Origin of the sequence: Marinobacter xiaoshiensis, assembly GCF_031631795.1 — a bacterium.
Classification (GTDB): domain Bacteria; phylum Pseudomonadota; class Gammaproteobacteria; order Pseudomonadales; family Oleiphilaceae; genus Marinobacter; species Marinobacter xiaoshiensis.
Genome location: NZ_JAVMBO010000007.1, coordinates 256,754 through 281,815, shown reverse-complemented (window position 1 = coordinate 281,815; position 25,062 = coordinate 256,754). Strand labels below are relative to the sequence as shown.

Below are 25,062 nucleotides of genomic sequence, written 5' to 3'. Positions count from 1 at the left end.
CTCTCAATGTTGTTTGTAGCTACGATCATGGCCCCAAACTAATCGACCGATTAACATCATGTGTCGCAGTGTACCGAGCAAGGTAACTCCGAGGCTCCCCCAACCGTTAAACTCACGACACCTGACTTTTTCAATCCGCCCAGCAACCCGAATAAAAAGAACGCAACCGCCCCGGCACTCGGGACAATCAGGATGTCCCAGGCCAGCGCCATAGGACCAAAGGCCATCAGAACAGCCGCCCATGCGAAGAAACGTTCAGCCGAACCTTCGGTCGCCATAGTCCCTACGATGGCCGACCTCAGATTTATTAAAATCATTATTAGGAATGGCACAAAGAAGACCAAACCGCCTTTCCAAAGCAATGTTAAATAGTATATGTGGGTAGATGTATTTTGACTCAAACTGAAAGACACTTCAGTCGATGTATATCGACCATAGCTAGAAAATCCATTCCCGACATACGGGCTAGCGATCACTTCTTTTATGCCTTCAACCGCAAGCTCAATGCGACCGGTCGTAAACTGGTCCACCTTTTTTTCTAACCTCACCCCTTCTGAAGGTTTGCCTTGCGTAGTCGGATTTTCCCAGATAGCTTCGATGGAAGAAAGCATCCGGCTTTCTTCAATGCCATTTGAGTATGCTAGTCCGGCTGCCATTAATATTACTACGAACGCGACAACCGATTTATAACGAGCCCCACTATTACGAACACCATAAAACACAATCGACGTAAGGATCCACATAAGCAATATCTGCGCACTACGTGATTCGCTTCCGGTGATCAAAAATGATGCGCAAAATAAAGCCACCCACATCAGCACCGATGAGAGCAAGCCGGCTTTTCCACCGATCAAAGCTCCGCAGATGATCATTGCCTGCAGACAAACAAGATGGGCGAGACTCAGAACACCAAACGTTGCAAACACCGGCCAATTAAAAAACTTTGCGTTCATCGCTGCCAACCCGAGAGGCCCTAAGTATATCCGAACAGCTTCACCCAGGTATAATATGCGAAAAGAAATAACGATTAAGAATATTGAACAAAATATCGAAAGCCAGTTGAGTACTCGGGAAATATCATTACTCTTCGCTACATATTTACCTAAAAATAGAAATGATGGCGAAAACATGATTAACACCAAAGAAAGAAAGTGCCGCTCTAAAACACCATCAGGAGATATGTGATTAGCAGCTAGTATTGATACAATCCCAAACAAAAAAGATAGTAAATATAAAAAATTAGCTTGCCCAAAATCTTTAATGAAGGCCCATCCAATTAATGGAGCAAGCAGAAATGCGGGATTTATATCGTACCCGAAAAGTGGAAAAAGCACTAAAGGAAATGACAGTGCGGCTGCTATAAAAGGAACACTCATTTCCCGGCCAGCGATCACGTGAACGATCCCCAATTAACACCCTTCCAGAGAGCCAACAAAACCAGCGAGGATAATCCCGAAAACCATATCAAACTATCCTGCCAGTTCTCGATGACATTTTTCCCATCTATCAGTAAGTGAGTTAACACCACCCCACTACCAAACAAAAAAGCTGCCCATAATACCGGCTTCAGGAACAAAAAAAAGCGGAGCTTTTTTTGAAGACTCTTAATCAACACGACCAAATACAACAGTTGCGCCAGCGCGGCTGCAAAAGCAACCTCAAATACGCCACCCACCGCGCCGGCAGCAAAACCGACCACAATGGAAACCATCGCGCACGCCAAAGAGATCAGCGCGAGCCTTCCTATCTTACGGTGAACCTCTAATCGCTTTTGCACATACACAGAGGCAGAAGCGAGAGCAATTGCCAAAAAAGCAAGAAACACCGCGCCGCGAGATATACCTTCAGGCTTATCGGTAATCAGTGCGAAGAGCTCCAGACCCAAAAATTGCAAAAATACCCACATGCCAGTAAAGACGATAATCAGAAAGGACACAGACGCCTGAACAATCTCCATAGCAAAGCGGCCATCCCTAAACCGACTAATCAGCAAAGAATGAACCATCATAAGAAGCGGCATGCTCAGCAGGCCGGCCCCGCCCACAAACAGGTCTTTAAGCGAAAGGTACGCATCGCCGCCCTCCAGATTATAGTAGCCAATAACGAATCGATCAGCCGCAGCCATAACCAGCATTCCGAGCATCCAGGGCGACAAGGCTGAGCCATACCGGTAAATAGCCAGAAAATTAGCTCTGAGCGTATCCATCCGAACTATGAAACCACCTGTGCCGTATTCCTTTATCTTGACCAAAAGGAGGAACAACGCGGCACCGAAATATCCTACCGATAACGAAGCAATAGCTAGCTTGTAATCAACTGCAACGTACTCAAACAGAACAAACACCGCCGCAACTTGCGCCACTGCCTGAATGAACACAGCAACCAGCTGATGCTTCACAAAAAAAGTGGCCTGAAAGACCGCTGAAAGGAAGAAGAACAGGCTTTGGCTCAGGCACAAAAATAACACAGGCAAAAATGCATCGGCCTCAACAAAGAAAACAGATACCAAGCCAGCAATCAGGGCTGCAGCAGGAGCTATAACAATCAGGATCCAAAAGCAGCTATAAAAGAACGTGGCCTGGCTTTTCGATCCTGCGGCGTAGTAAATATAAGAATTGCCTATCCACATAGTGGTCAGCTGCGCGGCAATCAAGGCAGATGTAACACCTACAGAGTATTTTACATACCCACCTTCAGGGAAAACTGAATACAGTAGAAATATAAAGAAAATGCCCAGAAATGCCGGAACAAGCTTGACCGGAACATATAGCAAAAGCTTCCCAAAAAACGTTGAGGTATTCATTATCAAAAAACCCAAACCAACGGTATCAACGCAATAGCCACACTCCCCACTAGAAGCGACAACGGCACACCAATACGCACATAATCGCTAAATCGATAACGCCCAGGGCCATAAACCATAAGATTAGTCTGGTACCCCAGCGGCGTTATGAAAGACGCAGAAGCCGCAAACATTACAGCAATCGCGAAGGGCAAAAAGCTCACACCAAGCTGGTCGGAAACCGCAAGTGCTATCGGGAACATCAGCACTGCTGCAGCGTTGTTAGTAATCACTTCAGTAAACATGGCTGTCAGCACATAAACCATCGCCAGAGCAATCCAAGGGGTCAGCGGACCAAAACCAAGCAAGCCGCCCGCTATCCACTGGGCTGCGCCGGTTTCTGTCATTGCATTGCCAAGAGCAAAGGAGGAGGCAATCACCACCAATACCGGCAGATCCACGCTGCGGCGGGCGCGACTGGCGGTGAGGCAACCTACCATAATCATACCGCCAGCTGCCAAGAACGAGGCCTCAAGAATCGATAGCAATCCAGAAGCACTGAGCACTACCATTACCAGCAAGATACCCAGCGCCCTCGGCGCCTTACTAAAATCTGGCGGGGTGGAATCGTTCAGAGCACTAACCAGCAAAAAATCCCGACGGAAGCGATACTGTTCGGCAAACTGATGACTGGCCTCCAGCAACAGGGTATCTCCCATGCGGAAGGTGATATCACCCAGTTTGCCCGGCACCCGCCTACCCTCTCGCGACACTGAGAGAATGACTGCGTTGAAGCGAGTACGAAAGCGACTGTCCCGAATCGTTTTATTCAAAGCTGTAAACTCCGGCCCCAGAACCACCTCTACGAGGCAACGCTGGTTATTTTGGATGTCCAGCTTGTGCACGCTGCCGTTAGCCGGCTTCAGCCCCTGAATGCGGCGCAGTTCACTCGCACATTCCGGCGCGCCCACAAAATACAGTTTGTCACCCGCCTGCAGAGTTCGGTCTGGTTCTACCGCAGTAATTAACCGGCCATCACGGTCTATTTCCGTTAAGTAACCATAGGTTAGTGCGCGCAGGCCAGCCTCAGCAATTGTCTTGCCTACCAAAGGCCCTGGGCTAACCACTTCTACCTCAACGCCATATTCCCGAACCTGATCCAGCTCTTCCTTTAGACTGCCCCGATCTGGCAACAGCCGATGGCCAACCAACACCAAAAATGCGCCGCCAACCATCAGCAGTGGAACACCCACCCAAGCCAGCTCGAACAATCCCAAGTGAATGCCCAAACGGCTCTGCAGCATGCCATCAACCACCAAGTTGGTGGAAGTTCCGATCAAGGTGCAAGTGCCACCCAAAATGGCAGCATAGCTCAGCGGTAATAAAAGCTTCGATGCCGGAATACCCAAACGCTGGGCCCAATCCTGAATGGCCGGAATGAACATGGCCACCACCGCTGTGTTGTTCATAAACCCGCTCAACACCCCAGTAGGTAAAATCATCCGCAGCTGCGCACCGCGGGGAGTTTTCGGATGGCCCAGCAATAACCGAGCAATCCACTGAACTGCGCCGGTTTCCTTAAGGCCTGCTGCCACCACATACAAAGTGGCAATGGTAATCACACCCGGGTTCGCAAACCCTGAAAGCGCATCCACAGGCCCTAGCACACCACTCACTAGCAACAGCGCCAGCGCCGACATTAACACCAAGTCTGCCGAAACCCGCGTAGTCACAAGTGTCGCCAGCACACCTGCTAACGTAATCAGCGTAAAAACCGCCTGCCATTCCATGAAATTCAGCCTAGATTGGGGTTAGCCCCCCTTTATCGAATAAGTTCGCTATTTACCAGAAAGTCGATGAGGGCGTTTACGCATTCATCAATGGTCATCGTGGCGGTATCCAGGCGGACTTCCGGGCGCTCGGGAGCTTCGTATGGGGAATCGACACCAGTGAAGTCTTTGATCTCGCCAGCACGGGCTTTTTCGTATAAGCCTTTGGGATCTCTCTCTTCACAGGTATCCAACGGGGTGTCCATAAAGACTTCAATGAACTCACCGGCCGGGAATAAATTACGCACCAAGCGGCGGTCGCTGGTGAAAGGCGAGATAAAGGCACTGAGCACAATCAGTCCAGCGTCTGCGAAAAGTTTACTGACCTCACCAATGCGTCGGATGTTTTCTACCCGGTCGTCATCAGAAAACCCCAGATCTTTGCACAGAGCGTGGCGCACATTATCGCCATCCAACAAAAAGGTGTGATAGCCCCGCTCATGCAGAGCCACATCCAAAGCGTTGGCAATGGTAGATTTACCCGAGCCACTCAGGCCGGTAAACCAGAGCAGGCAGGGCTTCTGCTTTTTATTGGCGGCGCGCTCAGCGCGGGTTATCTTGTGGTGGTGCCACACAATGTTACTCATACCTCTTTACACCCCCACTCCGGGAAATTCTCACGAACAAACTTGTTCAAATTACGCTCAGCCTCTGTGTACTCCCGTTTCAGCAACTCGCCGGAGCCATCCAGAGCTTGCTTAACCATTCCCGCCGCCACCGTCACATTCGTTAACCGGTCGATCAGAATAAAGGCTCCAGTGCCAGGGTGGTTCTGGTAATCCTCCACCACAACCGGCTCAGCCAGATCAATATCGCACAAGCCAATGCCATTCAGCTCCAAACCATTAGCGGTTTGAGCGCTACGCTCCAGGCTGTTAACGTCAATTTCTTCCACAACCTTATTCACGAAGCAGCCCGTTACTTTGGTGCCAATCTTGATGCCGTACTCGCGGCCCGGCACTAGCGGCTTCTCGCTCATCCAGACCACATGGGCGGCAAAGTGCTGGCCCATTTCAGGCTGCTGGTTAGCATGCACTAGTATATCGCCGCGTGAGATGTCAATTTCATCTTCCAGCGTAATCGTGATCGCATCGCCCGGCCAGGCTCGCGGTATCTCACCTTCGTAAGTATGAATACCCTTAACGCGGGATGTCATGCCGGAAGGCAGCACGGCCAACTCATCGCCTTTGTGCACAACACCACTGGCAACCGTGCCGCAGTAGCCGCGAAAATCCAGATTCGGGCGGTTCACAATCTGCACAGGTAACCGGAAATCCGTTACGTTTTTGTCTGCCCGAACCTCCACCTGCTCCAGAATGGTCATCAAGGTTTCACCGTGGTACCAAGGCGTATTTACGCTGCGGATAACCACGTTGTCGCCATTCAGCGCAGAGATCGGCACGTAATACACGTTTTCCAGGCCCAACTGTTCTGCCAGCTTTTCATATTCCGCACGAATCTCGTTAAAGCGTTCTTCGCTGAACCCCACCAAATCCATCTTGTTAATGGCCACTACAACGTGCTTAAGGCCCAGCAAAGACACAATAAAGCTATGGCGCCGGGATTGAGTCAGCACGCCTTTACGGGCATCAACCATCACAATGGCGAGATCACAGGTGGATGCACCTGTGGCCATATTGCGGGTGTACTGCTCATGGCCGGGGCAATCCGCAATAATGAACTTGCGCTTGTCGGTGGAGAAATACCGGTAGGCCACATCAATGGTAATCCCCTGCTCCCGCTCGGAAGCCAGGCCATCAACCAACAGCGCCAAATCCAGCGCTTCACCGGCATTGCCCTGGCGCTCATTATCCTTGTGCAAGGCCGCCAGGTGGTCTTCGAAAATCAGTTTGGAATCAAACAACAAACGGCCGATCAACGTGGACTTCCCATCATCCACACTGCCGCAGGTCAAAAACCGCAAAAGATCTTTATTCTCGTGTTGATCCAGGTACGCAAGGATATCGGATTCAATTAATTCAGAGGCATGAGACATAACAATTCCTTAAAAGTATCCTTCGCGTTTTTTCTGTTCCATAGACGCAGCAGCGTCGTGGTCAATCACCCGGCCCTGGCGTTCGGAAGTGGTGGTCAGCAGCATCTCCTGAATAATCTCCGGCAGGGTTACGGCTTCTGATTCAACCGCACCTGTTAGGGGATAACAGCCCAGAGTGCGGAACCGCACCTTCTTCATCATGGGCTTCTCGCCAGGCTCCATCGGCATACGGTCGTCATCCACCATAATCAGGGTGCCATCACGCTCCACCACCGGGCGTTCTGCGGCCAGGTACAAGGGCACAATGTCGATGTTTTCAAGGTAGATGTATTGCCAGATATCCAGCTCAGTCCAGTTCGACAATGGGAACACACGAATGCTCTCGCCCTTGTTCACCTTGCCGTTGTATAGATTCCATAACTCCGGGCGCTGGCTCTTGGGATCCCAGCGGTGGAACTTGTCGCGGAAGGAATACACCCGCTCTTTGGCTCGGGATTTCTCTTCATCCCTGCGGGCACCGCCAAACGCAGCATCAAAACCGTATTTATCCAGCGCTTGTTTCAGTGCCTGGGTTTTCATCACATCCGTATGGGTAGCGCTGCCGTGGGTGAACGGCCCAATACCCTGTTCAACACCCTCCTGGTTGGTGTGAACCAATAATTTCATACCCACCTTCTCGGCCATCTTGTCCCGGAAGGTAATCATCTCCTTGAACTTCCAGGTGGTGTCTACGTGCATCAACGGAAACGGCGGCTTGCCTGGCGCAAAGGCCTTCATGGCAAGGTGTAGCATAACCGCCGAATCCTTACCGATGGAATACAGCATTACCGGGTTATCAAACTCGGCGGCCACTTCACGGATAATGTGAATCGATTCCGCCTCAAGCTGCTTGAGGTGGGTTTTCTTTGGGGGTGTTAGTGTCATTACTCTTCCATTTATTTGTTTGGCCACGAAATCCGCTAAAAAACACTAAAAACTAAGAACTTTTTGCCACGGACACTCACGGAAGCACACGGACAACTACTCTAATCTTTTGTTCTTGAGGGTCTATGAGTGACCGTAGCCAATTCGTTTTTAGTGTTTTTTAGCGGATTTCGTGGCAAAAAAATCAGTTATTCCAAAAACTGGCCATCACGCGAACAAACCCATCCAACTGCCCATGCGGCAGCTCATTAACCCCTGCTGCAGCCTTACGCCCGCCACCGGTGGGGAACTGGCGTGCAACCTCATCCGCCCCGGTTCGGTTATTCAACGGTGCGCGAATGCTAACCAGGTAGTACCCATTTGCGCTATCCGTAACAATCGCACAGGCCTTACCGGGGTTGCGGTTAGCTAATTCATTACCCAGCACGCCACTTACTCTGCGAGCCCAAGGATCATCCGGCAACTGCACAACCAGTGAGGTGGCGGTTTCGTTCAACACAGGCGCAGCCAAGCCTTTCGCCATATCCGCTTCATAGCCATCGCGCAACTGCTGCCAGGCAACAGGCTCGGATGCAATCAAATCCAACGGATCTGAAAACTTTACGAATTCCCGGTACAGATCTGCGGGATGAAAATGCAAGTCCGCCACGGTGGAGCCATAACCATTGTAGTTAATGCACACACCCAAAGCCTTCAAAGCATCCGCTTGGGCAGACGACAAGCCCGCTTTCTCAGCCAACTCCTCCCCCACCGCATTCAGGTTGTCCCCAAACGCCGCTGTAATCGCCCAGTTATGGTATTGGCCACCTAAGTGCTGATCGATTAGCAAGCTGGTGCAAGTGGTGGGCTGGGTATCAATCAGCGCGGTAAAGCCTGGGTGGTCAGGCAAGGTATCGCCGGGGAAGTGGTGGTCCACATAAAACACTTCAGCCCTAGCCGCCAGCAACGCGTCCACGGCCTCACGGTTCTTGTCGAGGCTTACATCCAGAACCGTCACACTCAGAGGCGCTAGGGTTGGCAACTGCCTAACAAGAGCGATATCCCGCTTAACCCCGGTAATCAGGGTGCTGTCTTTTGGCTCTGCCAGGCGGAGTTGGATAAGGGCACAAATGCCATCTGCATCACCATTAAACACATCATAAATCTGCATCGTTCATCCTTAAAAACGCCAGGCCCGTCGCAGAGTGCGAGAAAAACGCACTAGCTTACCAGCCTCGGACGCACTTTTGGCTCTCTGTTCCTGAATTTCGGTAATTACCTGCTCCACGGTAGTGAAAGCCCCCGTGTGTTGGCTTACATACGTGGGGTAGCAAATCAAAACAGCCGCCACCAGCTCTTCAAGTGTTATCTTGCGCGTGCGGCGGGTACAGGAAAGCATGTCCTCCGTAAGCCCCCATCCGCTATAAAACGGCAAGCCATAGCAGGTAACCGGCAAGCCCCGAATGAGCGCCTCAAAGCCCGAGAGCGACGTTATGGTGTGCAACTCATCAGAGCTTGAGAGCATGTGGGCCATATCCTGATCAACCACAACCTCATCACACCAAGTCAGCACCTCATCTTCTCCTGCCCCGGATTTTCGCAATCCGGCCACTACATCCGGGTGCGGCTTGTAAACCAGCCAAGCGTTAGGGCACCTGCTCCGCACCTGCTGCAGCAGTTTCATATTGGAGCGGCATTCCGGGGAGCCGAATTCAATGGAAGCATCCGTTTCAACCTGCCCAGGCACCAGAATAACCCTGGCCACCCCCGCCGGCCGCTGCCAGGTGCACTTACCAATGTTGTATTTGCTCACCCCCTGGCTGGCCAACAGCCCAATTAACGCTCGGGCACGTGCCAACAACCCATCATCAAAACCGCCTGCTTGCAGCATACCTTCGAGGTGCGAGGGCCTGGTGGCGTCGTAATACATCCCCACATCATCCAACACCCAGGATTGAGGCTGCACCAGGTCTGCCCCCAGGCCAACAGAACGGATAAACCCATCCTCCACACGAATCACCGGGCCAGAAGATTCTGCCAGCCCCCACACCACTCGTGTTGCGCCTTCCGGAACCGGTTGCTTTTGCTCATCCACCAACTCGCTGCCAGCAAAAAAACGCTTTAGGGCGTGTCGCTTCCAAAGCGGAACGCGCGGAGAGTAGAGTTTTTCAGGAAAACGCGCCCGTTGAGCCCGCTGCAAAGCCAGCCACTCAAGAACCCGCTCAGGCTGACAGCGCTCACCGGTTTCCGGATCAAGGTAGCGCGGGTAGGCCACCAAGGCAGCATAAGCAAGCGCCTCCAGGCTAACGGGCTTGCGAAATCCTGGCGCTGCCAGAGCATCGTTGGTCAACCCCCGCCCCGCGTAGAATGGCATGCCAAACACATGCACCGGCTTGCCCCACAGCAACGCCTCGAAACCCATTTGTGAGGTTACACAGAACACCGCCTCCGCGTGCTCAAGCAATGCAGGGGCATGCACGTTATCGCCAAGCCAAATAACCCGCTCTGACTGCGCACTCACTAATTCGCTAAAATACCCCTGCTTTTTACCCGCCACCACATCCGGATGGGTTTTAAGCAATATCTGATGATCCGGAAACTGTGCCAGTGCTGCGCCAAGCATGGCCTCGAAGCTGCCGGCATCTGCCTGGCCATAGTGAACAGACGCATCACCGCAGGTTTGGTCTACCACCAGCACACAGGGTTGCAGATGGGAATAATCCCGCTCACGAGCGTGGTTGTACTTTGACACCCGCCCCTTGCGCCAAGACCTGATCAGCGCCTGGGCTCGTACTTTCTGCTGTGGGCTCAGAGGCTCACGCAATAGCGCATCCAACCGACAAGGCTGGCTGGCATCGTAATAGACCCCTAAGTCATCCCAAATCAAAGACAGCGGCGCCTCTGAGCCGGGTTCTACCGAGCGCAAGAAGCCATCTTCCAACCGCACCACTGGCAAGCCCAGCTTATACGCCACGGCGTCTGCTTTAGCTGCCGAGGGTTTACGACCCCACGCCAGCATGGCTTTGGCACTCTTGCCGGAATGGCCAAGGCGATAACGCCTTACCGGAGCCTCGGTGAAGGTCTCCAGGTTAGGGAGCGAGTGCAAGGCTGAGGATGTTGTGAGGTAATAAGCTTTATCTGGCACGGGAATCTGCTTGGGTTTTAATAATTTTTTCTCTTTTCACGATCATCCAGCAAGTCCAGTGCCGCCTCTGCCCAGACCTGCGACGAGTCCATCGGCAGCAACAACCCGTTTCTGCCATGCTCCACCAACCGCCGATACACCGGCGAATCGGCATAGATACCCACTGCACCGGCAGCGGTGATGTCGTAGAACTTGGTGGGTGCTCTGGCCGCATTAAAAACGGTGTCCAGCAGCGGCGCCAGGCCAATGGTTCGGCCGGGCCGTTGAATAAAGGTTTTATAGGTTGGCCAGCTCATCGGGTGAACCACCTGCACCCCATGCAAGTGCGCGAAGCGGTCTCGTACTTTTCTGTCGCCGATCACCTCGAAACACACGTCGCTACGGGCAGCTAATACCTGCTCCACCACTGGCACCAGCCACTGCAGTTCACCACGGTGGGAGGCAGAGCCATGGTAGAAAATGGTTTTCATGGCAGGCTCATCAACCGGTGCGGCCAACGCATGAGGATTACCCGGTTCTAAAACCAGCGGATTCCAATCAGCGTACTTCTGAGCCAGCCAAGGTGACGAAACCCACAGCTCAGCGCCAACCTCCTTCAGCCAACGCTGATGACGCCAGGCCAGGCGGTACAGTTTGCGCTGGTAGTGCCAGGGCATCCCCCGGAACGCCCGCCAATCAAACAGATCGTCATCCATGAACAGCACCACCCGAGCGGCAGGATAGCGCTTCAACAAAGCTTTCCACACAGGGGGGATATAACGAACAAATACAACCGTGGAGCCCGAGAGTTCGCCAGGGTTCGGCGTTTCTTCGAAGGAAAAACGGCGCCATTTCAAGCTTTGGGACGAAAGAAACGGCGCAACAAAGAAATCTGTCGACGGGTTAGCGCCTTGATGGACAACAAATACGGAAGGGGGCATCAGCTAAATCTTATGCCACCCTTTTACGCTTTGGGTGAGTTTGGTCCCCGAGCCCTGCTAAAAGCCCGTCTACACTGATATCTTCGTCCAACTCTTCCCAGTGGATACCTCGGGCGCTCATCTCATATTTCTGCAAGTCAGACGAACCAGCGCCCAACAACCTTGGGAACCACGCTAAGGGAGCACCAATAGTCCGGCCGTCAGATAACATCACCCACAGGCTATCCTCATCAAACCAGACCTTTTCAGGCGAAATAGTCATACCAAGCCTCCTCAAACAGCTTCTGGTGGTTCTGAGTCAACTCCAACAATACCCTAATCGTACGTGCATCAAAACCATCATTTCTTGCCAGCAACACCTCGGGCGCCAACCAAAATTTTGCTTCTTTTCCAGAAGCTCGCACATGCACATGCGCAGGTTCCAAAGGGTTTCCTTCGTTAGAATAAAAGAAGAAACAAAATCCTTGATAGCGATAAATAACCGGCACTTATGGCTCCCCTTCCCTGGAAAACACTAAACCTTACTCAAAACCCGGCGCATCCTTGAACAACAACCCATTAGCATCCTTCTCAGACACCTGAGGGGCACCGCCATTCAGCGGCCAATCAATTGCCAAATCCGGGTCAGCCCAGCGAATGGAGTACTCATCCCCTGGTGCATAATAGTCTGTGCACTTGTACTGGAACTCCGCTTCATCGCTGGTCACGTAGAAGGCATGGGCAAACCCAGGTGGCACCCAAAGCATCTGCCTGTTGTCTTCACTTAGCAACGCCCCAACCCACTGGCCATAAGTTGGTGATTTTTTGCGCATATCCACCGCCACATCGAACACCTCACCGCGGGTAACACGCACCAACTTACCTTGAGGCTGGTTCAACTGGTAATGAAGGCCGCGTAGAATGCCCTTGGCCGACTTGCTGTGGTTGTCCTGCACAAACGTGTAGTTGCCACAGTACTCTTCGAACTCGCTCTGGCGGAAGGTTTCCAGGAAGAAACCGCGTTCGTCGCCGAAGACTTTTGGGGTTAGCAAAACGACATCGGGAATGTTTAAGGGCTGGTAATCCACTGTTGCAAATTCTCCTTTGTAACCTGAACGAATTTAAAGCAGACTCTCAGCCTGCTCGAAGATGCTAGCCAAATGCTCTGACCCCACAAAGCTCTCTGCGTAAATTTTACACAGATCCTCCGTACCGCTGGGGCGGGCGGCGAACCACCCATTCTTCGTTGTGACCTTTACACCACCAATGCCTGCACCGTTGCCCGCAGCGGTGGTAAACGCTTCCAGAACAGGGGCTCCTGCCAACTCTCTGAACGGAATGTCGGCCGGCTTCAGGTTTTTGAGGCGCAGCTTCTGTTCGGGCGTAGCTGCAAAGTCCTTACGCTGGTAGGTCGGCTGACCATAACGCGAGGTCAGCTCACTATAGTACTCGCTAGGCCGCTTTCCGGTTTTCGCAAGAATTTCTGCCGCCAGCAAGCAAAGAATTATGCCATCCTTATCGGTGCTCCAAGGCCTCCCATCCAGAGTCAAGAAACTCGCACCTGCACTCTCTTCACCACCAAAAGCCAACTCACCGGTGTGAAGCCCCTCTACAAACCACTTAAAACCAACCGGCACCTCATATAAGGCTCGCTCTCGGCCAGCGACAACCCGGTCAATGATAGATGAAGACACCAGAGTCTTACCCACCTTCAAGCCGGCTGGCCAAGTTGGTCTATGGCTGAGCAGATAATCAATACATACCGCCAGATAATGATTCGGGTTCATCAGGCCAGCAACATCTACCACCCCATGTCGATCGGCATCAGGGTCGTTGCCAAACGCCAAGTCAAAGCGATCTTTAATCTCAAGAAGGTTCGCCATCGCCGCTGGACTGGAACAATCCATCCGAATCTTGCCATCGTGGTCCGGCGGCATGAATGCAAACTCAGGGTCCTGCTGCCGGTTAACCACCTCCAGGTTTAACCCGTAAACCTTTGCTACGGCATCCCACACCGCCAGTGCCGAGCCACCCATGGGGTCAACACCCAGTTTAAGGCCACTCGCGGCAATCGCCGCCATATCCACCACCTGCGGCAGGCTATCCACGTAGTGCGCCACATAGTCCCACGGCTCGGCCGCAACAACCGCCATCCGCCGCGGCGAGGTTTTCACCCCCACCAAACCGCTCTCCAGCAAGGCATTCGCCCGGTTTTCAATCCATCCAGTAGCGTCGGTACCTGCCGGCCCGCCGTCGGGGCCGTTGTATTTAATACCGCCATCTTCCGGCGGATTGTGGGAAGGCGTAATAATCAGGCCATCCGCCAGCTCGTCGGCACCGGAGCGGTTATGGGCAAGAATGGCATGAGACACCAGCGGCGTTGGCGTGTAACCACCGGCGGCATCCACCCGCGTGACCACCCCATTGCCGGCGAGTACCTCAAGCACCGTATCCATCGCCACATCCGACAATCCGTGGGTATCTTTGCCCACATAGAGTGGCCCGCAAATGCCCTGCCCGGCTCGCCAGTCCACCACCGCCTGGGTGATGGCGAGTATGTGGTCGCGGTTAAAGCTGCGGGTTAACGACGAACCCCGGTGGCCGGAGGTGCCGAAAGTCACACGTTCAGCGGGTACCGAAGGGTTAGGGGAAAAGGATTTGTAGGCCGAAAGCAGTTTGGATAAGTTCATCATGTATTTAGGTGCAATCTCATCCATCAACGGAGAGAAAAGTCCTCAAAAGCAAGCGTTAGATTAGGGTTGTAGGCCGGATCATTCTGAAGCCTGTGCTGCCACCGCTTTTTCATATAGGCAACCTCACTGGCAAACCGGACCTGTTTCTCCGGCGTATCCTCTTTACCACGGGAAACCGATTCGTGGTGAATGGCCTCTGCATGGGGGGTCCACACATTCCAATACCCCGCCTCACGCACTTTCAGGCACAGGTCTACATCGTTAAAGGCAATTTTCAAATGCTGTTCTTCCAGCCCGCCGACCTCTTCGAACACCTCCTTGCGCAGCAACAAACAGGCGCCGGTAACGGCAGAAAGGTTCTGCGTCAGCATCAACCGGTAAAAGTACCCCGGGGCATCCCTGTCTGCGAACTTATGGGAATGGCCTGCAACCCCTCCGATCCCCAGAATAACGCCACCATGTTGCACTTTGTGGTTCGGGTAATACAACTTGGCACCCACACAACCCACCTCAGGCCGAACGGCATGGCTGACCATTTCAGACAGCCAGTCGCTATTGATAGGTTCAATATCGTTATTGATCAGCCCCACAATAGTGCCCCTGGCCTGTTGGGCTCCGAAGTTGTTAATCGCCGAATAGTTGAACGGATAATCCCACTGAATAACCCGAACCCGCTCATCACGGCGCTGCACTTCATCCATGTAAGCCAGGGTTTCCAGGCAATCACTCTGGTTATCCAGAATCAGCAATTCGAATTGGCCATAGCCCGTGCGTTCCAGAATCGCATCTACGCAGGGGCGGAGAATGTCCACACCGTTGCGGGTAGGCACCAACAGGCTGACCAATGGTGGGGGCTGGGGCAATGGGTATCTCACCCGGAAAGTATTGGGAAAACGCCCGGGCTCCGCCACAGCACCCTCACGGCTATTTTCCAGATAGTCGTTTACCGCCTTTAGGCCCGCCCGAGCGGCATAGTCTTTCTCGGAGCCGGCCAGCGCGGTTGAACCCTCCGACGACCGCCAGTGATACAGCACCCGGGGAATGTGCACCACCTGTTGGGCAGGGTCAGCCAGCTCTAACACGCAGCGGAGCAGCAAATCGTGATCCTGAGCCCCCTCAAACCCCACCCGAAAGCCGCCTATGACATCAATAAGAGCTTTGCGGAACACCCCGAGGTGAGAAACATAGTTCTGTGTCAGGATCAGCTCCGGGTTCCAATCCGGCTTGAAGTGGGGGTCATAAAAATGGCCGCCAGCATCAATCTTGTCTTCATCCGTGTAGAAGATATCGGCATCCGGATAGTCATTAATGGCCTGAGCAATGTGCAGGAAGGCATGGGGGGCGATCAGGTCATCGTGATCTACCAGGGCCACATACTCACCGCTGGCGAGCGCTAACGCGGAGTTACTGGCCGCGCAAATATGCCCATTCACCTCGCGATAACACACCCGGACCCGGTTATCTGACTGGGCGAAGCGCTCTAGAACTTCTTTAACGCCAAGAACCGTGGAAGCATCATCCGCAATACACAGCTCCCAGTTAGCATAGCTTTGCTGCTGAATGGACTCTATGCACGCAATAAGGTGTTCCGGGTTGGGGTTATACACCGGCATCACCACCGAAATCAGTGGCCGCACCGCAAGCTGTTCCAGGGTCTGCTCTGCGATGGCATCCATCAAGTCCGGGTGCTGGGCCAGCCACTTCTTGTAACCGGCACCTGCCGTGGTGCGCTGAAAAGTTTCCTCGTACGCCGGTAACGCCTTGCTTACCCACTCAGCCCCGGCTTGTTCCAGAACCTTGTCGATCTGCCCCGCTCCAAGATGATTCCACTCCGGGTGAATGCCAGACAACCGCCGCGCCACACGGGCCCGCGCGAAACCGTTGCGCCCCCAGGCCAAACGCAGGGATTCAACGATGAAGGGCTCCGTCGCCCCCGGGAACTCTACTGCCAGGTGAATGGTGCCAGCTGGAATATACACCAACCGTTTAACCAGCTCCGCATTGGCGAGCGGCAGCGCGAAGCGCCCCGTTTCTTCGCCACTTTTCGACTGCGCCACCAGCACTGCCTCGTTACCAGCGTGGGCAGAAGACACCTTAAGTTCCGCCATGTACCAACCAGCGGGCCAAAACCACCGGTTCCACTGCAAAGCATCCGCTGCCACTCGCTGCCCGGGCGCACTAACCAGGTTCTTTACCAGCGGCGAGCACTCCAACAGGCCAGGAAAAACGCCAGCCAGCCAGCGGGCAAGACTTACCAACATAGAGCCACCCACTACCCTTCCGAACTCTGGCTGGCCTGCACTTTCAAACGCTCCAGGTAGCTCTCGTGCAACTTGATAATGCCCTGGCCGTTGGGGCGAAGGTTTCGGGCCTTTTCAATTACCTTTACCGCCTCTTCCAGCAACCCCTGCTCAGCCAGAACCTTCGCCAGTTCACGCAAATAATCTGCGTCCTTAGCATTTCCGGAAAGCACAGATTTAACTGCCCCCGCTACGACAGAAGGCTTAGCTTTGCGCTGCGAAGGTTCTCGGAAAGGTACCCCCATCACATTGGCTAGCTTTAGAACCGCAAACGGGAGCTCCCCGGCAGATTTGCTTTCCAGAAGCTCAGTAAGCTTTTGCTCAAGCTGTTGTACGGTTGCGGGTATCGTCTGCTGCAAATGGCTAAACGCCTGAAACACCTCAGCCAGTTCAGACCGTTTCGGCCCCGTACCCGCAGGCACCACCGTGACCGGCCGCCAGAAATCCTCCGTGCAGTTTTCAAGCACTTCCGAGCGCATTCGCTCCAGCGCGGGCTTGAAGCCTTCAACCAGCAAGGCCAACACCTCAGGATTTACCTCCACCGGCGCCTTCTCAGCAGCCGAGCGCTTGGCACTCGCTTTGTCTGAAAAGCCCTGCAACGCCCAGTCCACTTCCACACTGTCCTTCGGCGCGTCCGGGTCCAGCACAAAGTTCAGCAAACGTTTGAGCTCCAATGCGCCAGGCGTATAGCTGGTATTGATCAATCGCTTTTCCAGGCGGAAGCTGCGAGCAGAAAAACCACGCACACCCAACATGTCGAGAAAATCGTATTCAATACGATCTTTTTTGAATGCTGAAGGATTGTATGGGCGAACACGAACCGCCTGCGACCCGAAAACCTTCACCCAATCAAAAAACACCTCGCCGTTCACTCCACGGTTATTGGGGGTAGCCCGCTGCTCCAGAAAGTCTGCCAGAGGCAAGCGCCCGAAATGCCGTTTAATGGATTGGTTGTGGTTAGAAACCAGCGCTTCCACAGGATTGCGAAAATAGGCAAAAATCTGAACATTATGGCCCTGAAACAGCTCCTGAACCTCTGAAATCCGCCCATACAGAGCTTCAGACGAGATCAGTAACGTCAGCTTCCTGGACTGAGCCTCCTGAAGCCATCCGCTCACCAAATCCGCGGCTTTCTCCAGATCACCCGCAATAATCGCACTCCCCAGCTCCGCATGGCCGCCTGAGACATCATTCTTATCGGTGCGGTGCTCGGGGTAGAAGTAACCATACTTTTCCAGTTTTGAGCGGTTGTTGCGCAGAAAATACTGAATCGCGGAGCTGCCTGTTTTGGGCGCCCCGATGTGAATGCAGACCTTCATCGATTACAGCCAGCTGTGGAACAAAAATGCAGGTTGACGACAATCTGAACAGAGGCCGGCATCACAATCCCTTCACAAATTGACTAAACGCCCCACCCAACTCCGGGTGACGCATACCGTAGGCCACAAACGCCTGCATATAACCCTGCTTGTTACCGCAATCATGGGAATGCCCCTGAATGTGGAATGCATCTACTGTCTCTTCTTCCATCAGCATGCCAATGGTGTCCGTTAGCTGGATCTCATTGCCCGCGCCTGGCGGGGTGCGCTTGAGTAGATTCCAAGTACGGGGTGAGAGAACGTAGCGCCCCACCACAGACAAATTCGAAGGAGCCTGATCCACCGGAGGCTTCTCAACAATGGCCCTCATTGCGCGAGACTCACCCGCATTCAACTCACCGCCATTGATATCCACTACCCCATAGCTGGACACCTTCTCATGAGGCACCGGTTCCACCATGATCTGGCTGCGGCTGGTTTGTTCGTATTCACGAATCATAGCCGCCAGGTTGTCCTGGCTAAGGTCAGCCGCCGCATCATCAATCAGAACATCCGGCAATACCACTGCAAAGGGCTCGTTACCAACGGCCGGGAAAGCACAGCTAATAGCGTGCCCCAATCCCAGGGCCTGGCCCTGACGAACGTGCAGCAGAGTTACGTCCGCTGGACAGATGGATTGCACCTCATCCAACAACTGGCGCTTAACCCGCTTCTCCAGCATCGATTCCAGCTCAAAACTGGTATCGAAGTGGTTTTCAATGGAGTTTTTACTGGCATGGGTGACCAGCACAATTTCCTTGATACCCGCAGCAATGCATTCATTAACCACGTACTGAATAAGTGGCTTATCCACAATCGGGAGCATTTCTTTGGGAATGGCCTTGGTGGCCGGGAGCATACGGGTGCCAAGCCCCGCTACAGGGATCACGGCCTTACGAACTGAGTGCATAGTTGTTCCTTTAACTACTGAACGCGAATTATTTAAAAGGAGGGGTAAAGATCAGAGCGAATGCTGGCCAGCCAGCTGTTGTTCCCACTGCCAGGCATGTTCAATGATGGTTTGAAGATCGGCATATTTCGGGCGCCAGCCCAGCTCTGCCCTCGCGCGCCCGGAATCTGCGACCAGAACCGCAGGATCTCCGGGCCGGCGCAGCCCTTCTTCGACAACCAGGCTGTGACCGGTTTTACTGACCACCTGCAGCGCTGCATCAATAACTGACTGGACCGAATACCCCGAACCATTACCAAGATTATAAGCAACCGCCCCCCTCTTCTCGCCTGACACCAACGCCTCAAGCGCCAGAGCATGGGCGGAACACAGATCTTCGATGTGGATGTAATCACGAATACAGGTGCCGTCTTCCGTCGGGTAATCCCGGCCAAAAACCGTGATCGACTTACGACGGCCAGATGCGGCTTGCAGGACCAACGGAATCAAATGTGTCTCGGGGTCATGACATTCGCCAAGCTCACCCTCCGGGTCTGCACCGCAGGCATTGAAATAACGCAGACTCACTGAATTAAGGCCGTAAGCATCAGCGTAATCTTTCAGAATACGCTCGACCATCAATTTACTGGCCCCATAGGGGTTAATGGGCGCCTGCGGATGGGCTTCATCAATCGGTGTATATACCGGCTCGCCAAAGGTTGCCGCAGTGGAAGAGAATATAAAGCGCTTTACGCCATTGCGAACCATAGCATCCAGCAGCGTGATGGTGCTCGCCACATTATTTCGATAATACTTTGAAGGATCTGCAACCGACTCCCCAACCAGGCTGCTGGCCGCAAAGTGCATCACCCCATCAAACTCACACTCTCGAAACATCCTTTCTAATAAAGCCGCATCGCCAAGATCACCTACAATCAGCTTGCCATATAAGGCAAGTGACCGAAGACCCGTAGTGAGATTATCAAGGACAACCACCTCATGGCCGGACCGGGTTAGCTTCTTGACCATGTGCGAACCGATATAACCGGCTCCACCTACAACCAGAATTCTCATAACTCAAAGTTCCTGAAGATAATCGTCTGTAACTCCCAACGACGGCATTGGACTTCACTCTGCGAGATAACTGCCACGACTCACCGGTTCCAGACCGATGCCGCCCGGAACGCCAGGTCTTTGCGTAGGTCCGGATGTTCTACACCGGTTAAAGCCCGGGCTGTCTTTTGCCAGGCCTCCAGGGAGCTGGACCTGTTCCTGGCCCAGGCTTCGAATGCAAGGCGGCCATCAGGCTGCCCGCCCTTCAGCATAAAGGCAATGCGGTGACGCTGGAGCAATTCGGAGGTGGCGGATGCAGAATTCAGGAGGGCAACCGCCTCACCAGTACGGCCACGCAAGTCCAGTACCGTCGCCTTGAAGTGGAGCAACAGGGGCACCTCACCTAGCCGCTCTATTGCGGATGAAAGAACGCTCTCCCCAGCCTCCAGCTGTCCAGAAACCAGAAAAATGCAGGCCAGCCGGACATGGCTCGCCACGTCACAAGGGTTCAGGTCGAGGACTTCCCGGGTGTAACGCTCGGCATCCAACAGGAGCAGCGTCCGATACGCTCGATCCGCCCGGGCTGCCAGGTCGGCCACGGACAAGTCAACAGCTGTTTCCCCGTGGGTAACGGCAATCTTACCTTTTGCCTCAGAACCTGTCGGGGCCGACTTATAAGGGGAAGCTGCCAGAATGCTATACGCCAGCCTGCGGTCCCAGTCAGATCCGGAGCCTGCCACCCAACGGGGGGACTCGTGTTCAGCCCGGTGCGCGGCAAACGAGAGTAACCTGTCCCATATAGCTTCCATGCGATCGACCTGGTCTTCAGTCAAATGAGCATGAAGTGACTCATCAACCTCATCGTGGACCAACCCTGGCTTGATCGGGCTTACAGTGTCTGACTGCAGAGGAATAGCGAAATAACCTTCAACCAGGTCCGGCAAAACGAGCCCGTGCATCACGGCCTGCTGCGTCACAACCAGGCGCTGTTTCGGAGGGCATTGTTCGAGAAATTCCAGTAAAGCCTCGTTATAGGCAATCCAGATCCGCGCAGCGTGGCCATAATCCTGCCAGAGGGCGGCATTTTCACGAGTGGCCCCCAAACCGAGCGCTATGTCCTGTGCAGAGCGCTTCAATAATGACTGAATGCTTGCGCTCCAGTGCCGAAGAATAACCAGGTACTGGCCACGTTCACCAAGCACCTGGTGCCAATTGGGCAGAAACAGGCACTGTCGCGGGTCTTTCATCCCCCAGTGGTGTCCATGCAAGCTATCACGGAGGGCTACGTAGCGCTGCAGAACCTCCAGGCCTGCGTCTGGAGATAACGACACCTCTCCACTGAACTGCCAGGTCGTACCCTGCTGATCCAGCAGGTCGTCATGCAACGCCACCAGAGGCATATCCTCATAATGCCCATCGGGATTGGAGGGGGCCGGCGGCATAAGATACTCACCCATGCAAACACCGGAGTTGTGCATCCAATGAGCCACAACCGAGGTTAAACTTCGATGAAATCCGATCACTGCCAACATGGCTGCCCTATTGCGCCTTCAAATCACAGTCGCGCAGGCCAGGCCGACAACCTGACCTCCAGCACAGCGCCTGCCGCATAGGCCAAGATATTTTCCGGAAGGTCCAGCACAAACTGGGGATCGTTGCCCCGGCTCAAAAGACAAGAGCGGCGCGCCTGCGGGTCCAGCACCAGGGCCATCCCCTGAACGCCGGAAATCACCTCTCTGTTATGCTCCCATTGCCACAACATAGTTCCGTCGCTTCCCAAAAGAGCCATCTGCTCCACTTCAAAGCAACCCGGCCGATTAGCCACATCAAACCTCAGAGCGACAACACCTTCATCACTGGAGCCTGGGGTGATTGGCAAACGAAGCGTCTGAGTACTTCCATCCAGCGTCAGCCAGTCAGCACTGGCGTTTTTCTCTGAGAAATCCTCGGCGCTTGTAGCCCAATAAAGCTTGACTGAATCCGTCAGCGAGCGAGGCACCTGGCGTGCAGGCAACCTGGCCGGGGCCGCAAGGGGAGTCCCGGTCACTCGCTCCCAATGCTGAGACAGCGCAGCAAGATCCCTTTCATGAAAGGGATAACCAAGGTGCTCAAGTACGGCATCAATAAGCTTCACCGGTTCAAGCCAGAGCGTATCCGCTGGTTCAGCCACAGAAGTAACGGTAAAAAGCGTATCCAGCAGCCCTGCATAAAGCACTCCTGCCATTGGTGCGGTCCCTTCCCGCCCCTCAATGCTCCGCAAACATTCAAACCAGCCATCGTCACGCCCTACCCAGCGACTCGGCGTGGCCTGGAACAAATCCTGGGGCACCCAGAGTTCATACTCGCCCTGATAGTGCTCCCCATCCTCTCCTACCGGTACCAAGGAATCATCAGCACCCAATGACGACAGTAAACACCTCAGCCACAGTGCAGCCCAGTGGAGCACCTGCTCGAACTGCCAGCCCGGCTCCTGCAGCAGGTCATCCAGAAAATCCCGATAAACAGGCCCGTTAATATACGGAGCGATGGCATCAGGCTTTAAGCTTCCCAGCGAATAGCGCTCAACAACCGGATCGTCTCCCCCTGCGCCCGATTTATAGCGCGTTTCCGCCCCTGCCTCATTGTCTTGGCTGACATCGAAACTACTCGCCAGCCACCCATCGACCGCCAGCACCTTCTGGCCCGTTTTGTGGGCAATAAAAACGTAGCCATCGCTCCAAGAGGCCAACTCCATTGCCTGCAGCACGCTGTGTAAGAGCCGGCTTTCGGAGAACCGATGCTGCCTATCGGCTTCCTCCCTATGAACTGAACGGCGCACCAGTGTTTCCAGGTTCCACTGTTCAACTGGCGCAGAGCAACCCGCTGGCGACACCAGCAAACTGGCATTTTCAAACGAGCCCATTAACGCGCAACGTTCTCGATGGGGGAACCCCGCTTCTGCCAATGCCTTCGCCACGGCAGAGGCAGGCCAAAGTCGGGGACCACCGTCAGTAAAGCGACCTTCGAGCGCAACGGCCCCCTCACGCCCATAGTGATCACGCTGGTCGTTAAAGTGCCCCAAGGCAAGGGAATTGTGCCCACAAAGAAGCAAGCAGCCATCCGTCGCCAAAGCCGTGTTTGCCTTTTTCAACAAGTGACTCAAAGGTTCGAGTACACTCGCCTCACCGGCATAAACTTCATGGTAACCGGCAATTAAAACCACGTCGTAAATGCCACGGAACGGGATCGCGTGTGGGGCGTCATAAACTACCTGCACATTTGGCAGACCGGCGCACTGAGATGCCACAACACGGGCATCCTGCGGGTCCGGCGTCACCACCGTTACGGATGCACCACAGTCAGCCAGAAAACGCGCCCTCGCCCCGCTGCCACAACCCAGCTCAAGAACCCGAAGCCCGCAAAACTGTTGACCGAAAGGGTACAGAACGGCTGCAGACAAGCCTGAAACGAAAAGATGGTCGAAATCTGTGGGCTCGCCCGGCGGTGGGAGCTCGCGCCCCTTACCGCGGTATATGCCCGTGGATGTGTCACAATCATACCAACGCGAAAGGCCGCCCGATCCCGGGGCGGATACAGCAGCCCCTGGCGAAAGCCAGTAAGCCGCCGCCGAAAGCGACTGACGCGCTCGGTCCAGTAAAAAACGCGCTACATGCTCTCTGGTAAGGTCAGTCTCCAGCGCCTTGTTCACCAAGGCCCGGGCATCCCGCACCCGCCCCAGAGCGAGAGCCTCATCAGACAACAAAAGCAATTCCTGACCGGAGGCACTTTCTCCTGCCAGGGCTGCATCCAGGTTTGAACTGAAACTGCTCACCTGTTCGTTTTCATTCTGTTGAGAGATTGGAGTCGCTCCGGTTTTAACCAATTTGTTGGCTACGCCGTCACCTTCGGAAGCCTGTCTACACTCATAGTGTCGGATGGGGCACCCCCTTGATAACCAGACCTGGCTTCTAAACATTCACATTGCTGGCCAAGTCGCCCCCAGGAAGAGGATCAATTCCAACCGTATTATGCCAATACACTCATTCCTGACTTGGCTTTTTGGGTGAGCCAGAATGGCATTATGACACGTCAGAAGCTATAGGGAGACTGTCCGTTCACCTGCATGCCAACCCCCTGAGACTGCAACGACTGGATAGAATCAACTGAGCATATACCCTGCTCTGCCACCCAGGAGCTCCAGTCAATCACCTCGCTCCAACCACTAACAAACACGAAATCCAGACCAGCGGCACGGGCCGCCTGATGGTCGTACTTGCTGTCGCCGAGAAACAGCGCTGGCTGCGAAATGTTGCCAGACGCCATCTCACGGGCCAGGATCTCGTCCTTGGTATCGGGGCTGCCGAAGATACCGCCGTCGAACCACTCGGAAATTCCGCGTTGGGCAAACACATCACGCAACTCAGATTGGTCACCACCGGAGACGATCAGCCAGCGGGCATCGGGTACCTGCTGGCGCAGCACTTCCAGCCCCGGGGCCATCTCACAACTCAGCAACCCTTCGCGCACATGACTAGCATAGGCTTGCAGAAGTGCATCCAGGTCTGGGCCCTGATGCTCAGCATGTGTCGGTGCTATCTGCTCCAGGAAGTAAGCAAATTTCTTGTAGCGCGACACCCCGCCGTTAGCCACGTGGTAGTCGACCATGGCTTGGGCGGCGGCTTCACCGTAGGGCAAAGTGGCCTGGTAAAAGGCTTCAGTTTTGACCTTGTTAGAATCCAGAACCACACCGTCGCAGTCGAAAACCAGAGTGGCGTAGTCATTGGCGGGATAATTCATGCTGGAACCTGGCCTGCACGACGCAAAGCAGCTTCCACCTTGGCTACGTCCTCGGGTACGTCCACTGCCAGACTGCCGGGCTGAGTTTCAACCATGCGGATGGTCTTGCCCAGCTCCAGGAAGCGAAGGATCTCGATATCCTCCGAAAACTCCAGCTCGCTCTTGCGACCAAAGCCACGAAAGGCCGCGAGTTCCTCCCGAGTGAAGGCGTAGATGCAAACCTGTTTCTTGTAGCGGCTAGGGGCGCACTTGGTGTCCTTGAAGCCCGGCAAGGCTGCCCGGGACATGTAAACAAGCTCGTCGCGCTCGTTGGTGATAACTTTGGGGATGTTAATGCTGTGTGGATCTTCATTATCACCCACCCAGCTATAGCCGTTGATGATAGCGTCCATATTGGCCACCTTGGCGTCGCGAACCGATAACAAGATTAATCACTGAA

The 25,062-nt window shown here is 54.1% G+C and carries 21 protein-coding genes; all 21 read right to left on the bottom strand.

The annotated features are described in order from the left end of the window. Nucleotides 1-56: 56 nt before the first annotated feature. The 21 genes from RKA07_RS05075 to RKA07_RS04975 all read right to left on the bottom strand — a co-directional run bounded on the left by RKA07_RS05075 (nucleotide 57) and on the right by RKA07_RS04975 (nucleotide 25,015). The gene (locus tag RKA07_RS05075) at nucleotides 57-1,376 is read right to left on the bottom strand and encodes an O-antigen ligase family protein (protein WP_310965762.1); all 1,320 of its coding nucleotides are present in this window, start codon (nucleotides 1,374-1,376) and stop codon (nucleotides 57-59) included. A gap of 14 nt (nucleotides 1,377-1,390) precedes the next feature. Beyond that, a complete protein-coding gene (locus RKA07_RS05070) occupies nucleotides 1,391-2,803 on the bottom strand; it encodes a hypothetical protein (protein ID WP_310965761.1) in 1,413 nt (470 codons plus the stop codon). A 2-nt stretch (nucleotides 2,804-2,805) separates the two neighbouring features. Further along, nucleotides 2,806-4,572: an SLC13 family permease gene (locus RKA07_RS05065; protein ID WP_310965760.1), complete on the bottom strand. Its 1,767-nt coding sequence runs from the start codon at nucleotides 4,570-4,572 to the stop codon at nucleotides 2,806-2,808. A gap of 32 nt (nucleotides 4,573-4,604) precedes the next feature. Then, nucleotides 4,605-5,198 (bottom strand): adenylyl-sulfate kinase, encoded by a 594-nt coding sequence (gene cysC, locus RKA07_RS05060; RefSeq protein WP_310965759.1) that lies wholly within the window; start codon nucleotides 5,196-5,198, stop codon nucleotides 4,605-4,607. Further along, nucleotides 5,195-6,607: a sulfate adenylyltransferase subunit CysN gene (gene cysN / locus RKA07_RS05055; RefSeq protein WP_310965758.1), complete on the bottom strand. Its 1,413-nt coding sequence runs from the start codon at nucleotides 6,605-6,607 to the stop codon at nucleotides 5,195-5,197. Before cysN ends, cysC begins: the two co-directional genes overlap by 4 nt. A 9-nt stretch (nucleotides 6,608-6,616) precedes the next feature. Then, complete coding sequence (cysD, locus tag RKA07_RS05050) at nucleotides 6,617-7,531, bottom strand: sulfate adenylyltransferase subunit CysD (RefSeq protein ID WP_310965757.1); 915 nt, start codon at nucleotides 7,529-7,531, stop codon at nucleotides 6,617-6,619. A gap of 184 nt (nucleotides 7,532-7,715) precedes the next feature. Beyond that, entirely contained in the window at nucleotides 7,716-8,681 is a 966-nt protein-coding gene (locus RKA07_RS05045) for a DHH family phosphoesterase (RefSeq protein WP_310965756.1), read from the bottom strand. 9 nt (nucleotides 8,682-8,690) lie between these two features. After that, nucleotides 8,691-10,655, bottom strand: coding sequence for a capsule polysaccharide biogenesis protein (locus RKA07_RS05040; RefSeq protein WP_310965755.1), 1,965 nt, complete (start codon nucleotides 10,653-10,655; stop codon nucleotides 8,691-8,693). A 17-nt stretch (nucleotides 10,656-10,672) separates the two neighbouring features. After that, nucleotides 10,673-11,575 (bottom strand): glycosyltransferase, encoded by a 903-nt coding sequence (locus RKA07_RS05035; RefSeq protein ID WP_310965754.1) that lies wholly within the window; start codon nucleotides 11,573-11,575, stop codon nucleotides 10,673-10,675. 10 nt (nucleotides 11,576-11,585) lie between these two features. Continuing rightward, entirely contained in the window at nucleotides 11,586-11,837 is a 252-nt protein-coding gene (locus RKA07_RS05030; protein ID WP_310965753.1) for a DUF2442 domain-containing protein, read from the bottom strand. Beyond that, nucleotides 11,821-12,063 carry a DUF4160 domain-containing protein gene (locus RKA07_RS05025; RefSeq protein ID WP_310965752.1) on the bottom strand — a complete coding sequence of 81 codons (243 nt, stop codon included), beginning with the start codon at nucleotides 12,061-12,063 and terminating at the stop codon, nucleotides 11,821-11,823. Before RKA07_RS05025 ends, RKA07_RS05030 begins: the two co-directional genes overlap by 17 nt. 33 nt (nucleotides 12,064-12,096) lie before the next feature. Then, on the bottom strand, nucleotides 12,097-12,642 hold the full coding sequence (gene rfbC, locus RKA07_RS05020) for a dTDP-4-dehydrorhamnose 3,5-epimerase (protein ID WP_310965751.1): 546 nt from the start codon (nucleotides 12,640-12,642) through the stop codon (nucleotides 12,097-12,099). A 33-nt stretch (nucleotides 12,643-12,675) separates the two neighbouring features. Then, on the bottom strand, nucleotides 12,676-14,271 hold the full coding sequence (gene pgm / locus RKA07_RS05015) for a phosphoglucomutase (alpha-D-glucose-1,6-bisphosphate-dependent) (protein WP_310965750.1): 1,596 nt from the start codon (nucleotides 14,269-14,271) through the stop codon (nucleotides 12,676-12,678). Next, on the bottom strand, nucleotides 14,271-16,508 hold the full coding sequence (locus RKA07_RS05010; RefSeq protein WP_310965749.1) for a glycosyltransferase family 2 protein: 2,238 nt from the start codon (nucleotides 16,506-16,508) through the stop codon (nucleotides 14,271-14,273). Before RKA07_RS05010 ends, pgm begins: the two co-directional genes overlap by 1 nt. 11 nt (nucleotides 16,509-16,519) lie before the next feature. Beyond that, complete coding sequence (locus tag RKA07_RS05005; RefSeq protein ID WP_310965748.1) at nucleotides 16,520-17,866, bottom strand: hypothetical protein; 1,347 nt, start codon at nucleotides 17,864-17,866, stop codon at nucleotides 16,520-16,522. Nucleotides 17,867-17,927: 61 nt separating this feature from the next. Continuing rightward, on the bottom strand, nucleotides 17,928-18,815 hold the full coding sequence (gene galU / locus RKA07_RS05000; protein WP_310965747.1) for a UTP--glucose-1-phosphate uridylyltransferase GalU: 888 nt from the start codon (nucleotides 18,813-18,815) through the stop codon (nucleotides 17,928-17,930). Nucleotides 18,816-18,866: 51 nt separating this feature from the next. Continuing rightward, entirely contained in the window at nucleotides 18,867-19,868 is a 1,002-nt protein-coding gene (galE, locus tag RKA07_RS04995; RefSeq protein WP_310965746.1) for a UDP-glucose 4-epimerase GalE, read from the bottom strand. A gap of 80 nt (nucleotides 19,869-19,948) precedes the next feature. Beyond that, entirely contained in the window at nucleotides 19,949-21,304 is a 1,356-nt protein-coding gene (locus tag RKA07_RS04990; protein ID WP_310965745.1) for a hypothetical protein, read from the bottom strand. A gap of 98 nt (nucleotides 21,305-21,402) precedes the next feature. Beyond that, nucleotides 21,403-23,658, bottom strand: coding sequence for a class I SAM-dependent methyltransferase (locus RKA07_RS04985; protein WP_310965744.1), 2,256 nt, complete (start codon nucleotides 23,656-23,658; stop codon nucleotides 21,403-21,405). 257 nt (nucleotides 23,659-23,915) lie between these two features. Beyond that, entirely contained in the window at nucleotides 23,916-24,623 is a 708-nt protein-coding gene (locus RKA07_RS04980) for an HAD family hydrolase (protein ID WP_310965743.1), read from the bottom strand. Further along, complete coding sequence (locus RKA07_RS04975) at nucleotides 24,620-25,015, bottom strand: glycosyltransferase family protein (protein ID WP_310965742.1); 396 nt, start codon at nucleotides 25,013-25,015, stop codon at nucleotides 24,620-24,622. The genes RKA07_RS04980 and RKA07_RS04975 overlap by 4 nt, the downstream gene beginning before the upstream one ends. Nucleotides 25,016-25,062: the final 47 nt, after the last annotated feature.

What these genes read in the sequence shown, in the direction of transcription:
- cysN (WP_310965758.1), bottom strand. Translation starts at nt 6,607, where the DNA reads ATGTCTCATGCCTCTGAATTAATTGAATCCGATATCCTTGCGTACCTG.
- RKA07_RS05045 (WP_310965756.1), bottom strand. Translation starts at nt 8,681, where the DNA reads ATGCAGATTTATGATGTGTTTAATGGTGATGCAGATGGCATTTGTGCC.
- RKA07_RS05010 (WP_310965749.1), bottom strand. Translation starts at nt 16,508, where the DNA reads ATGTTGGTAAGTCTTGCCCGCTGGCTGGCTGGCGTTTTTCCTGGCCTG.
- RKA07_RS04990 (WP_310965745.1), bottom strand. Translation starts at nt 21,304, where the DNA reads ATGGGTGAGTATCTTATGCCGCCGGCCCCCTCCAATCCCGATGGGCAT.
- RKA07_RS05030 (WP_310965753.1), bottom strand. Translation starts at nt 11,837, where the DNA reads ATGACTATTTCGCCTGAAAAGGTCTGGTTTGATGAGGATAGCCTGTGG.
- RKA07_RS04980 (WP_310965743.1), bottom strand. Translation starts at nt 24,623, where the DNA reads ATGAATTATCCCGCCAATGACTACGCCACTCTGGTTTTCGACTGCGAC.
- RKA07_RS05075 (WP_310965762.1), bottom strand. Translation starts at nt 1,376, where the DNA reads ATGAGTGTTCCTTTTATAGCAGCCGCACTGTCATTTCCTTTAGTGCTT.
- pgm (WP_310965750.1), bottom strand. Translation starts at nt 14,271, where the DNA reads ATGGATGAGATTGCACCTAAATACATGATGAACTTATCCAAACTGCTT.
- cysC (WP_310965759.1), bottom strand. Translation starts at nt 5,198, where the DNA reads ATGAGTAACATTGTGTGGCACCACCACAAGATAACCCGCGCTGAGCGC.
- RKA07_RS05070 (WP_310965761.1), bottom strand. Translation starts at nt 2,803, where the DNA reads ATGAATACCTCAACGTTTTTTGGGAAGCTTTTGCTATATGTTCCGGTC.
- RKA07_RS05005 (WP_310965748.1), bottom strand. Translation starts at nt 17,866, where the DNA reads ATGAAGGTCTGCATTCACATCGGGGCGCCCAAAACAGGCAGCTCCGCG.
- cysD (WP_310965757.1), bottom strand. Translation starts at nt 7,531, where the DNA reads ATGACACTAACACCCCCAAAGAAAACCCACCTCAAGCAGCTTGAGGCG.
- RKA07_RS05035 (WP_310965754.1), bottom strand. Translation starts at nt 11,575, where the DNA reads ATGCCCCCTTCCGTATTTGTTGTCCATCAAGGCGCTAACCCGTCGACA.
- galE (WP_310965746.1), bottom strand. Translation starts at nt 19,868, where the DNA reads ATGAGAATTCTGGTTGTAGGTGGAGCCGGTTATATCGGTTCGCACATG.
- RKA07_RS04975 (WP_310965742.1), bottom strand. Translation starts at nt 25,015, where the DNA reads ATGGACGCTATCATCAACGGCTATAGCTGGGTGGGTGATAATGAAGAT.
- galU (WP_310965747.1), bottom strand. Translation starts at nt 18,815, where the DNA reads ATGCACTCAGTTCGTAAGGCCGTGATCCCTGTAGCGGGGCTTGGCACC.
- RKA07_RS05065 (WP_310965760.1), bottom strand. Translation starts at nt 4,572, where the DNA reads ATGGAATGGCAGGCGGTTTTTACGCTGATTACGTTAGCAGGTGTGCTG.